Raw genomic sequence first — 14696 nt, 5'->3', positions numbered from 1 at the left:
ATGCGACGTCAGCAACGAACATTTGTACCGTGACGATTAGCGCCCTCTGGCCCGCATCGAGCGCCACCGATATTTACGCGCGGTGAGTCTTAAGCCAGTCGCGCAGCGCGTCGTTCATGCGTGTTTGCCAACCTTCGCCGCTTTCCCTGAATTGCTCGATGATTTCCGCGTCGTACCGGACGGTGACAGCGACTTTGGGGTGTGCGAGCTTTGGACGGCCGCCGCGTCGCTTCATCTGCGCGAACTGCTCATCGGTCGGCTCGAACGTGTCCGGGTCGGCCGCGATGCCGCGCTTGATCGCCGCTTCTTCTTCTGGCGTGTTACGGATCAATCTGGGTTGCTTTTTCATAACGTTCAATCTCCCGGTTGTTGGCTTTGCGCAGACTGATAACCCTGAAGGTTTCACCGCGCTGCGTGAACACCACGCAATAGAGGCGGGCGTCGATCACGGTGTAGCCAATCTCGCGCAATTCGCCATAGTCTTTCCGGTCGTCTGGTGTGCACCAGACGGAAGGCCAGTCGATCTCTTCGGCGAGAGCTAGGGAAACGCGGTGTTTCTCCTCGTTGGTTCTGCTTTTGGCTGGATCGTGGGTTGTTCTCATAAATGAACTTCACATGGTTATTGTAGTTACAAAAACACACCGCTGCAAGGTGTTTTTGTAACTACGTTATTTGCCGTATTCTGGGCATCTGAAGTTCAGGCCGCTGTTTTCTCATGCACGTATGCCGGCGGGTCACTGCCCGCAAACATCCGGCCTGAGCGCCACATTCGCGGCGGCTCGACCGCCAGCGCGCGAGCACGGTCGAAAACGTGCCATCCCCGGACGTACAGCGCGAAGCCGCGCCGGCTCGACAGAAAATGCGGCGCGTGAACGTCGACCCACGTGAGCAGTTCGGCAGGCGGAACGTTAGGGGCAGCCGTATCGGGCTCGATACGGGCGACGACAGTAGATGAGGTAGCGAAACTTAATTTGACATAATATAAACAGCTTAGCTAACTAATAGCTGGCGTTACACCTGCGGGAACCAAGCCCCACAAGCGTTAGCGGGTAGCGCCAGCCACCGAAAACCCTTGGAAAAATTTTCCAAAGCGTCCATCCAAAAGTCGCGGTGACGATCATCGCGGGCGCGCTCAGCGTGCGTCGCCGCGACGACTTCAAAAGCCCTTACTCCCAGAATCTCCGCGACCCGAAAGCAGGTGTCTTCGTCGAAGGTGGATTTGCCGTTGCGATAGGCGCTGACGGTTGAGCGCGTGACGCCCAGCGCCTTAGCGGCAGCATAGTCAGAAGGCAATTCCAAAGCAGCCTTAACGGCATCAAGCCATTCAATCGTTGTTTTCATTGACAACCCCAGTTAATTCAACCCGCCGTCAAGACTATCCGAACGCTCGACCAGAGGCAACGTTCGACGTAACAAAACGTTCGACCGTAGTTGACATGTTCGACCGTGTCGAACTATAGTCCACCCGTCGCCCCGGCAACCGGTTCCCAACCCCGCCGGTGTTGGATTAGCTACCCAGCCGCCGGGCGACTTTCACTAAGTGCATCGTTCAAGGGGTTGAACAAGGGGAGGTCAAATGCAAGTTTCGTTGCAACAAACGCTTACACCTTCGGCGTTTGCACGTCAGCCCATCGCACCTTTTTGTTCTCAAATGGACTTGGATTGTCATTTAGTCCGCAAGTGGACTGCGACGTCCGGGGTGACGTGTGCTGGATGGACAGAATGAAAACGATCGAGTACGCAACCGACACGAACGCTGCGTTCGAATAGCCAGAACCAATCAATATCGCAGTGGAGATTTCATAATGGATATGAATCGGACTACTAACGTAATGGGTGACGAGTCGGACGCGATTCGTCGCGAGTTGAATGCACACAACGAAGTGCAACGCGCGCGCTACCGGGCGCGTTCAGCAAGCTGGCATGTGATACATGCGCGCCGACAAGGGTGCCCGCACCTGAGCGCCGTAGGTGTCGCATGACGGATGTCGATGTCGAACAGGCGAAGCCGCGAGCAGTGGCCCCGGGTGTCGTGGAGTGTGGTCCGTATTTTGAGCAGCACGCACGCGGCGGCTACTTCATGGTGGGGAAGCGCCAGATTCACTGGTACGAAGAAAACATCCCGCTGGGAGATACGTACCTGCTTACGCGCGACGAGGCGCTTGGTGCAGCGTTGCATGAGACAACAGGGCGCGTGTGACTTCGGCGATCCCACCCAACGAGCTGAGGCAGGGACTCGGCGAACTGATTGAAGACCTCGCCGCGTTTGGCGTTGGCGCCGGGGTGATGGTCCCCCCGTTCGTCCTGTACGCCCCGGCGCGTACCGCGCGCGGAGATCTGGCCGCAGCCCGTGCGCTGGATGAGCTGCGGCCCCTCCTGAACAAGATGGCGGCGCGGCGCCGGGTCATTCGATAGGAAATTCCATGGAAAAACCGAAACGCGACAGACCTATGCCCCTGTGGGCGATCTGGCTGATTTCGCTACTTGCCATCCTCGCATGGTGTGGCGTGCATGGAGAGCCGCAAGACGATTACACCGTACCGGCTCGGCCGGTTGTTTGTAGTTGATTGACCAGAGGACAAGAAATGTACGTCTATATTGAAGCAGAGCGCTCCCGTGACAGCGAAGGATTTAGCAGCGTGAACTACACCGTAGGTTTCTACGATCCGTCTGGCCAGTGGCGCCCAGAGTCGGACCATGGTTCGCCAGAAGAAGCGGCCGGCCGTGTTGCCTGGCTGAACGGAAAACTTGACTGAGCCGGGTATATCGCGATGACTTACGGCTCTGTCTGTTCGCGTATGACCTGGAAGGGAGAACGAATCCACCAGGTCGACTCACTAGCGGCGGGTGAGTAATGTGGATCTACGCGAACGCGGCGGAAACCGAACTGCCGAAACTGCCGGCCGCGCTAAAAGCCCGTAAGCGCCTCCCGTACAAATGGTATCGACGGGCATATCGCAAGGCGGAGAGCGCAGGTCGCGAAAGCGCCCGCAAGATGGGTGCGCCGTACATGTTCGACATGAACGCCGCCGAGCGCAGCATGAGCGCGTTTGTTGGCGAACACGCACCGGACTCGATGCCGGTGCGCCCCGACGCGTCCGACTACGAAATCTGCATGAAGGCGCGCACGCTCGCTAATGATGTTGTGCTTCGTGCGCTGGGTCTCGACGTTGCCCAGGCGTTCGTGGTCGCGGCGCGCACCTGCGCGGCATATGGCGTGCCGATGCCGGCGTTTGATGATCCGGCGCAACAGGTGCTGCGCGTGAAGTGCGAACTGTGGTGGCGCCGCCAACTGCGACGGCTGCATATCCGCACGCTGGAACATTCAAATATCCGCCTGCATTACGTTCACTATAAGGCCGAGCCGTATGCGAGCGATGAGGCCGTGCGCCGGCGCATCGCGCAGAACTGGCGCAACGCGGCCACGCTCGAATCGGTCACGCTGGAAAACGAACTCGGCCACCGTTTCACGCTCGCCGAGCTGGCAGCAAAGAGCATTTCCAATAAGGCGCTCAAACGGGGCGAGCTGATGACGCGTCTGCGCGGCTGCGAAGATCTCGCCGTCGCGGCGCGTTTTGAGGGTGTGATGTTCACGCTTACATGCCCAAGCCGCTTTCACGCGATCCGGCAATTGGGCAACGGCTCCCGGTTCATTCCAAACAAGAAATACAACGGCGCATCGGCTCGCGACGGGCAGGTGTATTTGCGCAACGTGTGGGCACGGATTCGCGCGCAACTCAAACGCGAGGGCGTGACCTACTTCGGGATGCGCGTGGCCGAGCCGCACCACGACGCCACGCCGCACTGGCACGGCCTGATTTTCTCGAACAACGTTGATCGCGTATGCGCGGTGATGCGCGCCCATGGCCTGCGCGATTCAGGCAACGAAGCCGGCGCGCAGGAACGGCGCGTGAAGTTTGAGCGGATCGACAGCAGCAAGGGCTCGGCAGTTGGCTACATCGCCAAGTACATCGCGAAGAACATTGACGGCCACGCGGTCGGTGACCACAAGACGCAAGAGGGCTACATCGTCCAGGCGGATATGTGGGGCGAAGACGAAATTACACCGTCGCAGCGCGTCGAAGCGTGGGCTGCGCTTTGGGGTATCCGCCAGTTTCAACAGTTCGGCGGTGCGCCTGTCGGCGTGTGGCGCGAGCTGCGGCGTGTGAAGGCCGAAGACTTGCCGCCCGCCGAGGAATCGCCGGAAATCGTGGCGGCGTGGCATGCGGCGCAGAAGACCGAAACCCATAAGGCGGACTGGGCGCAATACGCGCGGGCGATGGGCGGCATCGCGGGCGAAGAACGCCTGATCTACGTTAAACGCACCACACAGCACCGCGAAGGCCGGTACGGCATTGCGCCAGTCAAGGTGCCGCACGGTGTTGCAGCAACGGGCATTGCTTACATCGTAGACGGTATGTGCGCGTACTCGAAGGAAACAGAGATATTCGTTCCGGCCACCCGCTACGAATGGCGGAAGGTTCAGCGCAGCGGCGAAGCCGCGAGCACTCGGACTTGTGTCAATAACTGTACGCGGAGCGTTCGGCTAGGGGTAGCCGATCCGGTTGCGCCGCTGGATCGCAGCAACGAAATTAGCGCTTGTGGGGAAGGGGGCAGCGCGAAATGGGGCCAATGGAACCAATAGAGCGAGGAACTCCCATGACACAAATGAAGATTGATTGCCCTTGCTGCGGCGGCGAAATTGACGCACGCCATACCGAAGGTCTGTCGACAACGCTGCGGCGCATGTACTTCGCTTGCGAAGACTGTGGCTATCGCACCCCGGCAGGTTTCGAAATCCTGTTCTCGTTGTCCGCGTCATCCCGCCCGCGCGATGGCGTGTCGCTGGAAGTGCGGCCATCGCCGATGCTGCGCGGAGCCGTGAATGCGCGAACGACGATGAATCGGGAGAACCGCCCGTGAGATTCACGATCGCTTGCCCGCATTGCGGCGCTCGCGGTATCGCGCGAGCGATGGAAAAGAAATCAGAGACTGACTGGGAGATCGACTTTCAATGCGACGACGTTACGTGCGGTCACACATATCGCACAAAGCTCGAAATGTTCCCGCCCGAACTGCCAATACCCAAACGAGAGAGGCGAAGCAATACCGAGTTGCAGTTTGAACTTTAACCAGTTTGGGGGAGCGATGAACAAAGAAAAGACACTCCGTGTCGTTTCGCGTAGCGGCGGAAAGGACAGTACAGCGACACCACTCCTTGCGCTGGAGCTCTACCGACACGACAACGTAAGGGCCGAGCGCTCAGACGAATCGGCTGTCAACGCGACAACGTGATGCGCCTGCATCCGCCTCGAGATGGGCCAGCTAGGACCTCCAGCACTACGATGCGCCATCGGTATGGAGCAATCGCTCGCCGTTCTATGGAAGATTCGGCCGCATGTCCGGAATACGCGCTTCGCGGAGTCGCTGCCGAGACCGCGTGACGGCCACTAGCCACACTGAATCGTCCGTACGCGATCTGTAATTGCATGCATTCCGCATATTGTTGCGACAACACGCCGTTTTCGGTTCTGGACTGAAAGGGTCGGATGCGGTTTGTGGCAAACTTTGCCGCGAACCTCGCATCCGGTCAGTTTTGCTTTGCATGCAAGCCGTGATCAGTTCATACTTCCGATCAATTGATCAATTTGCGAAGGCAGGTTGATTTTCGTCCAACCATCGTTATCATATGAGTGACAGCGAGTGCCCCTCAAATATTCGCTCCGAGTTGATCGCCAACTGTAGGCGATCTAAGTGTCGGACGTCGGCCTTCACGCCGGAGAGCCCAACCAAGTGGCGCCCGACGACGGTCATCGACCCAACCGATGCGGAGGGCCGTGCGTTCACCGACTCCACCGCATGGGAGTACGTTGCTACCTTGTTGGAGCAAAACGTGGACGTAGAAGTGATCATTCTCACTAAGCCGCGAGGCAAAAAGGCCTTTGTGATAAAGGTGCAAGCGCCACAGGGGGAGATCTACATCAAGCTGCAACTAGGACCGCCCGGTGTAAAAGGCCGCAGTTTTCACTACAGTGAGTACAGTGGACGCTGACATTCAATCCGGCACATAGAAACATATCGCTATATGAACGAATTCCTGCTGAACACAACTGCCGAGCCTCGCTTAGTATGTCCCGATTGCGAGTCAGACCAAGTCGAGACGCGCTATGAGCGGCAGTCTTTCGAGTACGGTCCGCCAGGGCAAAGCGTAACGCTGACCGCAACAGTGCCGGTGCACTACTGTCGAAATCCGGACTGCGAAGAGGCTTTTTTGGGCGAGACTGCAGAGCGGATTCGTCATGAGGCGGTGTGTGCGCACTTGGGGTTGCTGACTCCCGGGGCAATCAAGGAGTTGCGGATTAGTAAAGGTGGTTCTGCGTCAGCATTTGCTAATGCCACAGGAATTGGAACAGCTACGTTACAACGTTGGGAGAGCGGCGCGCAGCTGCAGAGTAGGAGCCAGGATAATTTCCTTCGGCTGCTCGGGATTGGCGATAACTATCAAATGTTGATAGCAATGCGGGAGGGGGGTAGTCCCTCGTCGAGGTCGACCTCAACTGAAACACAGGTCCGAAAATTTAGATCCCTTTCAGAGCGCAATATTGAATCACTTGCGATTCAGCAAGACGTCTTTGAGTTGCGTTTTCATGGTCAGCGCAAATGCATGTAGTCACATTTTATTCATTTAAAGGCGGCGTTGGTCGGTCAATGGCTTTGGTGAACGTCGCCGCCGAGCTGGCTAAATTGGGTCGGAAAGTACTGATTGTCGATTTCGACCTTGAGGCTCCGGGGCTTCGATCCTTTAACTTCCAATCGGTTGTGCCCACATGCCCAGGCATAGTTGAATACGTTTCGACCTATATTGAGACACAAGTTGCCCCGGACGTTCAGAATTACGTCTATCAAGCTCACTCGTTCCCGGAGACGGACGGTTCGATATGGTTAATGCCTGCGGGTCTGGAAGATTCGGGATACGAGCAACGATTTGCGAGCATCAATTGGGAGACTTTATACGCGGAAAGGGATGGATATCTGCTAATGGAGGACCTCCGCAGTCAGTGGGAGCTGACTTTGCGGCCCGATTATGTCCTGATCGACTCACGAACGGGCTTTACTGACGTTGCAGGAATCTGCACTCGTCAATTACCTAATGCTGTTTGTCTTGTCTTTACTCCTAACCAGCAGAACTTATTCGGCTTGAAAGAAATCTGCGCAGGGATTGAGCGGCAGCGGCAAACCCCAGGACTTCGCCATCCTCGAATTCATTTCGTTGCGTCTAACGTCCCGAACTTGGATGATGAAAATGAAGTTCTGTCGCGCACTCTTGAAGAGTTCAGGAAAGATTTGAATTACGCAAAGCTTGCCGCGACAATTCACCACTACAATTCGCTAGCGTTGGTGGATCAAAGTATTTTTGTCTTGGATCACCCTAAGAGCCAACTTTCCCGCCAGTATGGACATTTAGCAACCGCGATCGCGAGAAGCAACCCCGAGGACAAACGGTCCGCGATCTCTTTCTTGCAGGCAGTGTCGAGAGATTACCCGGAAGGCCGCGAGGGATTGAGAGCCAGTGATGTGGAGGTTCGCATCGAAGAAATACTTTCCTGCTTAGGTGAGGATAACGAGGTCTTGTTTTGGCTTTCTCGTGTCTATCGATCGGCTGGAAAATGGGACGTGAGCCGCGTCCTTCTTGAGCGTGTGATTTCCAATGGATATCCGGATGTGCGGGCTCGCTTGGATCTTGCGCGCATAAAAATGCACGGTCGTTGGGACGAACGTGACGGCGCGATCACTGATTTGGCTAGTGTATTTGATAGAAGTGAGTCGATAAAAGTTAGCGATCTTTTGTTTGCCATCCAGCTTCGACTAGAAGATGGTCGCGTCGAGAGTCGTGAGATTTCGTCGTCTAACGCAATTAATTTTTCGTCTATTGAGGATATTCGTTATCTTGCCTCTGAGCTAAACAAGGATAGAAAAACACTCAGTATCTCCAAAGAAATCCTAGAGGTGGCTCTGAGGCGGGACGGACTTTCGGACGATGAAAGACACAATTTAACTCATGCACTTGCCATCGCTTTAATCGGACTCGGCGAGCTTGCTTCCGCAATCAAGCTATTTGAAGAAGCTGGGGTGGATGCGAGCACGCGGGAGATAACGGACGCGTTTAATTTTGCTGTGGCTCTTTATTGGCACGGAGATTCGAGAAATACTGCTCTATTCAAGCGGGCAATTGAATTGGCTCCTTCAATTGATGAAATGTCTGATTTGAATAGATTGCAATGCCTGGCGTTTTCGAATTGGGCGGCTGGAAATACGGCCGCCGCACATCAGTATTTGACGAAAGCAAATTTTGTGGCAAGGACAAAATTTCATCCCTTCATTTTCAGCTGTTGGAGCTATCGCGACGTTCAGTGGGCGAATTACATTCGAGATCTCGATGATTTAAATGATTTGTTTTTGGGTGAAAATAAGATTCCCCCATTTTTAATTGTATAAAAAAATACTACTTGATCGAGAAAGACATTTTAATTATCAAACCTGCCCAATCGTATAGCTGTGCGTGGGTGAGGTGACGAACGAGAAGCCGTCTACGCGTTAAGCGTAGACGGCTTCTCAACATCTGACTGGGAAATCGTCGGAAATAATCGCGCGTAAATGCCATGGGACATTGTTACTCGTCTGCGTGTTTCTAATTGTCGGCCCGGTTTGAGATGGCCTCGGGGAGCGATCCCGCGGTGGCCGCTGTGTCGCGGTCCTATCACCCGCCCCAAGAAACCGGGCCAGCCCCTCATCTGAACGCCTACGCGTTGTTGCGGCGCAACCAACCAGCGGCGACCCTCCGGGCCGCAAACTCCATATGACGGTTCTGAGTTCGCTGACGCCTGATAAATTTTCATGCAGTATCATTTTTGCGCTTGACTCAATCTGATCCGAATATGCGAGGCGCTCAAACCAACGTATCCGAACACGTGAACTTCAAAAAGCATTTACGCGCACCAAAACGCATCAACGTGATGCGTCGAGAATCCCTCTCTGCCCTTTGTGGCGCGGGTGCGAGCGGCCGGCTGCCCCTCGCACTAAAACTTGCCCTCCAAGAGACGGGCAGGCGGGGAGGGGGACTGCGATCTTGAAGTCACCGGGACCGCCCACGCGCCCCGAGGCCCATTGGTGGTCGCATTACTGCCCGCGCGCCGTTGGACCGAAGTCAGGCAGCTGTTGGCCCGGGAAAGCGCGCCGGAGGCCTAACGTTGCCACGCCAATACCACTGTCCAGTAAAGGTGATCCGGCGATTGGTCCGAGTCCGGACGTAAAGTGACACATCTACTGTCAAGGTCTTGACAGTTTTGATACCCTCTACGCGAGCCGATTGTCGGCGGGAGCATCGACATGCCGCGTTTTCTCTTGCTTGGGGCGGGCTTCAGCAGAAATTGGGGCGGCTGGCTCGCTAGTGAAGTAGCGGACGATCTTCTATGGCGACTTCGAGCGCGGCCCCAGATTTGCCAAATCCTCGTGGACCGAGGTTTCGAGGATGCTTTTCATGAGATGCAGACTCGGTTCCGGATTGACAATGGCGTCTTGGATGATCTGCTCGCGCTGCAGACTGCGATCGAGCAGACATTCAGAGCGATGAATATGGCGTTCGTAAAACGCGCCGCGCTGAATTTTTCCAACGAAGGCGTGTTTTCTGTTATCGAGTTTCTCGCGCGCTTTGATGCGATCTTCACCCTGAACCAAGACCTTCTCTTGGAAATGCATTACGTCGGGGTGGAACTCGCCAACAGCCGGCGGTGGACTGGAGTCCAGTGGCCAGGGGTACACGGGCGAATAGGTGCCGGACATGCGGGCACGCCGCTAGTCAGGCAGGAAATGCTCGATCAGCGGTCCACCACTGCCCGGGAAGCGCCGGCGATAGAAAACGGCTTGCAGCCTATCATCAAGCTTCACGGATCTTCGAACTGGTACGACGGCGAAGGCGTGGACCGTGCACCGACTATGGTGATCGGCGGTGAAAAACGCCAGGCGATCCAAGCGAATCCGTTACTTCGCTTCTACGGGGAATATTTTCGTGACCGGTTGAGTGAGGAAAATGCCTTGTTGATGACCATCGGATATGGCTTCGCTGATGAGCATATCAATGATGCGATTTGCGACGCTCATGAGGTGGGAAACAACTTTGGCTTATTTGTAGTGAACCCGTCGGGTCGGAAGGTTCTCGACAAGCGCAATCCGCATGCGCAGATTCAAGACCATCCCGGGCGATTGATGGATGTCCGCTATGTCGGGGGTTCCTCTCGCCCGCTCAGTACTACGTTCGCGGGCGACACGCTGGAACACGGGAAACTTCTGCGCTTCTTCTTGGACTAGCTCGATAAAAAGTGGATCCATAAACAACAATGACAGACACAATGCAAGAGCCAGCGCCGAATGAAAAGATATCCACGTACCTGTACTTCTGCTCGCTGTATTTCATCTCGGTGGGAGTCCTATACCTTTGGGGCTATTGGTCAACGTTCAATGTGAACATCCTCGAATACCTGACCCTCGCAGACATAGTCAAGTCAACTGCTTATCCAATCGCCTCCACATTGGTTTTTTTTGCAATAGGGGCAGTTGTCGGCGAGCTTCTGGCTGGGGGAAATAGACTACCCCCCGGCGGTGGTCGAAACACTCGAGTTGGTAATGTTCTTCACAAGATTCGCCCGATCCTAGTTGTGATGTATGTGGTCATTACGCTCGCAGTTCTCCAGTTCGGCCCGGTCGAAAAGTGGCGTGTCTTGGCACTACTGTTCGCCGGCCCGGTCTATTTTGCGGGTAAACAACGTGGGATTTTCCAGTCGATCATCCCGGACGAGAGCTCACGGTCCATTGTTTTGTTTTTGATGGCAACGATCCCCACCTTGGCGTATGGCCAAGGTCGCCTAAACGCCGACCAGATTTTCAATAGCGTCAAGTTTCAGTATGTCGTCTCATCGATTGATTTTGTTGGAGTCGTCAATCAGGTTGACCCGACCCAGCGCCCGAGATACCTGGGACATACAGGCGATTTCTTATTTTTTTTCGAGCCAACGAAGGGCGCGTTGGTAATCGCTAAGTTTGACGATACAAAGACGCTTGAACTCAAGCAATTTGAACGCCAACGCCCAGTTTCTGTGGGGATCTCCCCCCCTCCGTCGTAGGGGCCGACACCGGCAAGTGCGTCGGTCCCTCATCTGAATCGATAGCGCTGTTGCTCTCCAGTGAGCACCTTCATGCGAAGGTCCGGTATAACAGATGGCGCCGGTTAGATCGTCTGTGCACGAACGTATGTTGTTAATCTAGACCGACATTCGAAAGGCGCTAGGAAAGCGTGGTCCAGCATCAGCAGATGTCCGGACGCAGCGCGTCGCGACGACGGAAGCTGCCTAATCTGCGGCGCCCGTCCGCTTGATACTGTACGCATTGAACCGTACGACCTCATCTCCGATCCACTCGTTGATCTGAGTAAAGCGGCGCTGTAGCGGTTCGATTTCGTTCGCACCGAATACCTCGGCCGCCGTGTCTGCGGCCCCAAACCCACCCGTATTGCTCGGGACAACGCCGATAAGCTGCGGCGGCACGCGATGCGCGGCGAGCAAATCGTCGCGCGTCACGTTCTTGATGTTGAAAAACTCGTCTTTTGCCGTGACCTCGGACACCGGGATTAGCTGAATCCCTTCCTTTTTTCCGTTCGGCGCGTACATGAACAGGTTGCGGAAATTTCCCGGTCCCTTGCTGTTTTTCAGCGCCTCGCGCAACGCGTCTACGTCTTCCTGCTTCTGCGCTGCATCCGTCATGTACAGGATAAAACCGGCGTGCGATCCGTTCTCATAGTAGCGACGACGAAACAGCGTAGCCGACTCGTTCAACCATGCCGCGTGCAGTGCGCCGAGATACTCGGGCAGGCCATACACTTCCTGATTGATATCCGGTTCCATCAAATTAAAGATCACACCCGGTTCGAATTCGTGCCTTTCCTGTATGCCGTTGACCTGAAAGAAGCGTTGCAAATCGGTCGCACGCCGCATGTATTTCGCCGGCGCCCGCTTGAGGGCGAGCGTGCCGCCGAGTCGGTTCCTTTGCTTCTCAATCGGGCCATTGCCGAACACCAGGAAATCAAGCGCCCACTTGTCAAACTCCTCGCGAGTAAGCAACTTGTGTGGAATGAATGTGGACGACAGTACATTGCGCTTGAAGTAGATCGCGGAGCTGTGATGCACGCCCGCGCGGAACGACTTCGCCAGGCCGGCGAACGACACCGGCGGCTCGAACCACTCGCCGGCCGACCAGCTCTCGACATAATCCAGAATCTCGGCCCGATCCATAACTGGCATCGGGTCTCGTCAATCTCGACGTCGCCGCGCTGCAAAAGGTTCTGCCGCGCATCACCACGCCGACGCTCACGGAACAGGACGTCGCCAATATCGACCCGGCTGACCTCGTGCAACTGGGGGGTATCTTTGCCGGTTTTTTAATGCCGAAGGCGGTCAGATTGAAAATGGAATCCCTGACCGCGTAGAAGATCCGATGGCCGATATCGCGACGGTGTTTCACTGGCCGCCGTCGACGATGGACGCTTTCAGCCTCACCGAACTGATGGAATGGCGCGAGCGTGCGAGGGTGCGCGCCGGAAACGAATAAGGGAAGCGGACAATGATGGATAACGCCCTGAAACTGCGCGTGATGTTCGACATGGTCGACAACATGACGAAGCCCCTTAAAAACCTGCTGGCTGGTAACAAGGGCCTCGCCACTTCCCTGAAGGAGACGCGGCGCGAGCTGGCCGACATGGTCAAGGCGCAAAAGGGCGTCGCGTCGTTCCGCGAAATGCGGTCCGGTCTCGCCGCGACCGCGACGCAGCTCAACACAGCGCAAACCCGCGTAAAGGAACTCGCCGGCGCGCTGCGCGCATCCGGGCCGCCGTCGCGCCAGATGATCGCCGACTTCGAAAAGGCAAAGGTCACGGTGCAGCGGCTCACCACCGAACACGGCAAGCAGGCCACGAGGGTAGGGGAACTGCGCGAGCGGCTTGCCTCGGCCGGCATCAGCACGCGTAACCTCTCGCAGCACGAGCGCGACCTGCGCACGAACATCGCGGCCACCACGGCAACGATGAATGACCAGATGCGCAAGCTCGAGTCGCTGGCCGATCGCGAAAAAAGGGTGGCGACCGCACGCACGAAGATGCAAACCATGCAGGGTGTCGCGGCCGGCATGGCGGTCGGCGGCTATGCTGCGCGCAGCACCGGCATGCATGTGCTGAGCGACATGCATGACTCCCTCGAAGAATCCAAGAAATTCGAGATTGAAGCCATGCGTATCAAGGCGCTGGGTCTCGGCGACCACGCCACAGCGGACGCCGTGAAGTACGCACGGGCGATGAAGCAATACGGCACGAGCACGACCGACAACGTGCTCATGATGCGCGACGCCCTGACCATCTTTGCCGACGAACACCACGCGCAGATGGTGATGCCGACCCTCTCGAAAATGAAGTTCGCCAATGAATCGATGTTCGGCGCGGAGGATGCGCACGCGAACGAAGAAAAGTTCATGAACATGCTCAAGGTGATCGAGCTGCGCGGCGGCACCAGGAACGAAGCCACGTTCAAAGACGAGGCGAACATGGTGCAGAAGGTGCTTACGGCGACCGGCGGCCGCGTGGGCGGCGACGAGTGGCGCAACTTCATCCAGACGGGCGGCGTCGCCGCCAAGCAGATGCGCAAGGATGCCTTTTACTATCAGATGGAGCCGCTGATTCAGGAGATGGGCGGCCACGCTGTCGGCACCGGACTTATGTCGGCGTACAGCAACGTCTACCAGGGCAAGACCACCGTGAAGGCGGCCAAGGTCATGATGGGCCTTGATCTGCTCGACAAGCGCATGGTCGAATACAACAAGATCGGCATGATCAAGCAGATTCGACCGGGCGCGCTCGCCGGCGGCGACATGCTCAAGGCCTCGCCGCTCGAATGGCTCGAAAAGGTGCTATTGCCGAAGCTGGCCGCGAAGGGCATCACCGACCCGGACAAGGTCAAGGACATGATCGCGACGATTTTTACGAATCGCACTGCGGCGAACCTGTTCACGACCATGTACATGCAGCGCGACCAGATTCACAAGAACGAGCACCTTAACGCGGGCGCCGATGGTATCGACGAAGCGACTGCCAAGGGCCAGCAGCTCACGCAGGGCCGCGAAGTCGCAGCGCTCGCCCAGTTGCGCGACCTCAAGCTCGAAATCGGCGAGAAGATTTCGCCGATCTATAACGCCGCACTGCAGGCCACCGCGACGGCTACCGAAAAGGTTGTCGGTTTCATGAAAGAGCACAAGACGGCGGCCACATGGTCGAGCGACTCCGATTGGCTGGCGAGTCGTTCAGCGTTGCGTCCGAGTTGCTGGTGTTCCCGGTCATGAGAGACCTGACGTTCCTGACCCGTCTGTTTACCGATGGCTGGCGGCTGGACTATCGTAGCCCGATCGTGCGAGGCATTTTCGACGTGTGCGAAAATCACTTGCTCACGCCGTTGGATGTTCGGAGAGATAGCGGGCACCGCCGGTAACCCGAGCCTGCGTCTGGCGCCAATCGGCCGAGGCTGTGTCAAAACGTGCGACTTCGACATCGAGCGAGAAAGTCGACCTATCAAAACGCTCTGTATCGGCTTCGCGGCACGTCGGGA

General features: G+C 56.6%; 13 protein-coding genes and 3 pseudogenes. 12 read left to right on the top strand and 4 right to left on the bottom strand.

Features of this window, described 5'->3' with window-relative positions; translation table 11 throughout:
- Window positions 1–73: 73 nt before the first annotated feature.
- The 3 genes from P3T42_RS10525 to P3T42_RS10515 form a co-directional block, all read right to left on the bottom strand.
- Window positions 74–349: a BrnA antitoxin family protein gene (locus P3T42_RS10525; RefSeq protein WP_429305984.1), complete on the bottom strand. Its 276-nt coding sequence runs from the start codon at window positions 347–349 to the stop codon at window positions 74–76.
- Entirely contained in the window at window positions 321–602 is a 282-nt protein-coding gene (locus P3T42_RS10520) for a BrnT family toxin (RefSeq protein WP_429305983.1), read from the bottom strand. The genes P3T42_RS10525 and P3T42_RS10520 overlap by 29 nt, the downstream gene beginning before the upstream one ends.
- Before the next feature lie 409 nt (window positions 603–1011).
- Window positions 1012–1341 (bottom strand): helix-turn-helix domain-containing protein, encoded by a 330-nt coding sequence (locus P3T42_RS10515; RefSeq protein WP_137957722.1) that lies wholly within the window; start codon window positions 1339–1341, stop codon window positions 1012–1014.
- A gap of 637 nt (window positions 1342–1978) precedes the next feature.
- Between P3T42_RS10515 and P3T42_RS10510 the strand changes: the two genes are divergently transcribed.
- From P3T42_RS10510 to P3T42_RS10470, 9 genes are all read left to right on the top strand, one after another.
- Window positions 1979–2200 (top strand): hypothetical protein, encoded by a 222-nt coding sequence (locus P3T42_RS10510; RefSeq protein WP_429305982.1) that lies wholly within the window; start codon window positions 1979–1981, stop codon window positions 2198–2200.
- Window positions 2201–2585: 385 nt separating this feature from the next.
- Entirely contained in the window at window positions 2586–2756 is a 171-nt protein-coding gene (locus P3T42_RS10505) for a hypothetical protein (protein WP_429305981.1), read from the top strand.
- A gap of 98 nt (window positions 2757–2854) precedes the next feature.
- On the top strand, window positions 2855–4645 hold the full coding sequence (locus P3T42_RS10500) for a replication endonuclease (RefSeq protein WP_429305980.1): 1791 nt from the start codon (window positions 2855–2857) through the stop codon (window positions 4643–4645).
- The gene (locus P3T42_RS10495; protein WP_429305979.1) at window positions 4624–4923 is read left to right on the top strand and encodes an ogr/Delta-like zinc finger family protein; all 300 of its coding nucleotides are present in this window, start codon (window positions 4624–4626) and stop codon (window positions 4921–4923) included. Before P3T42_RS10500 ends, P3T42_RS10495 begins: the two co-directional genes overlap by 22 nt.
- Window positions 4920–5132: an ogr/Delta-like zinc finger family protein gene (locus tag P3T42_RS10490; protein WP_408469087.1), complete on the top strand. Its 213-nt coding sequence runs from the start codon at window positions 4920–4922 to the stop codon at window positions 5130–5132. The genes P3T42_RS10495 and P3T42_RS10490 overlap by 4 nt, the downstream gene beginning before the upstream one ends.
- 953 nt (window positions 5133–6085) lie before the next feature.
- Window positions 6086–6670 (top strand): helix-turn-helix domain-containing protein, encoded by a 585-nt coding sequence (locus P3T42_RS10485; RefSeq protein WP_408469085.1) that lies wholly within the window; start codon window positions 6086–6088, stop codon window positions 6668–6670.
- Complete coding sequence (locus tag P3T42_RS10480; RefSeq protein WP_429305978.1) at window positions 6661–8496, top strand: KGGVGR-motif variant AAA ATPase; 1836 nt, start codon at window positions 6661–6663, stop codon at window positions 8494–8496. Before P3T42_RS10485 ends, P3T42_RS10480 begins: the two co-directional genes overlap by 10 nt.
- Before the next feature lie 891 nt (window positions 8497–9387).
- A complete protein-coding gene (locus P3T42_RS10475) occupies window positions 9388–10365 on the top strand; it encodes an SIR2 family protein (RefSeq protein ID WP_429305977.1) in 978 nt (325 codons plus the stop codon).
- A gap of 41 nt (window positions 10366–10406) precedes the next feature.
- Complete coding sequence (locus P3T42_RS10470; RefSeq protein ID WP_429305976.1) at window positions 10407–11177, top strand: hypothetical protein; 771 nt, start codon at window positions 10407–10409, stop codon at window positions 11175–11177.
- A 225-nt stretch (window positions 11178–11402) separates the two neighbouring features.
- On the opposite strand, the pseudogene P3T42_RS10465 reads toward P3T42_RS10470, so the two are convergent.
- Window positions 11403–12356 (bottom strand): annotated as a pseudogene (locus P3T42_RS10465) (phage portal protein); the annotation flags it as partial.
- Here P3T42_RS10465 and P3T42_RS10460 point away from each other — a divergent pair.
- From P3T42_RS10460 to P3T42_RS10450, 3 genes and pseudogenes are all read left to right on the top strand, one after another.
- Window positions 12350–12535 (top strand): annotated as a pseudogene (locus tag P3T42_RS10460) (phage tail assembly protein); the annotation flags it as partial. The pseudogenes P3T42_RS10465 and P3T42_RS10460 sit on opposite strands and share 7 nt — an antisense overlap.
- A gap of 8 nt (window positions 12536–12543) precedes the next feature.
- Window positions 12544–12657, top strand: a complete 114-nt coding sequence (locus P3T42_RS10455; RefSeq protein ID WP_429305975.1) for a GpE family phage tail protein — start codon at window positions 12544–12546, stop codon at window positions 12655–12657.
- Between the two features lie 15 nt (window positions 12658–12672).
- Window positions 12673–14355 (top strand): annotated as a pseudogene (locus P3T42_RS10450) (hypothetical protein); the annotation flags it as partial.
- Window positions 14356–14696: the final 341 nt, after the last annotated feature.

Source organism: Paraburkholderia sp. GAS38, from assembly GCF_050434965.1.
In the GTDB taxonomy this organism is placed as follows: Bacteria; Pseudomonadota; Gammaproteobacteria; order Burkholderiales; family Burkholderiaceae; genus Paraburkholderia; species Paraburkholderia phenazinium_A.
Note: the sequence above shows the minus strand (reverse complement) of the source record. Positions and strands in the feature narration are given on the sequence as shown.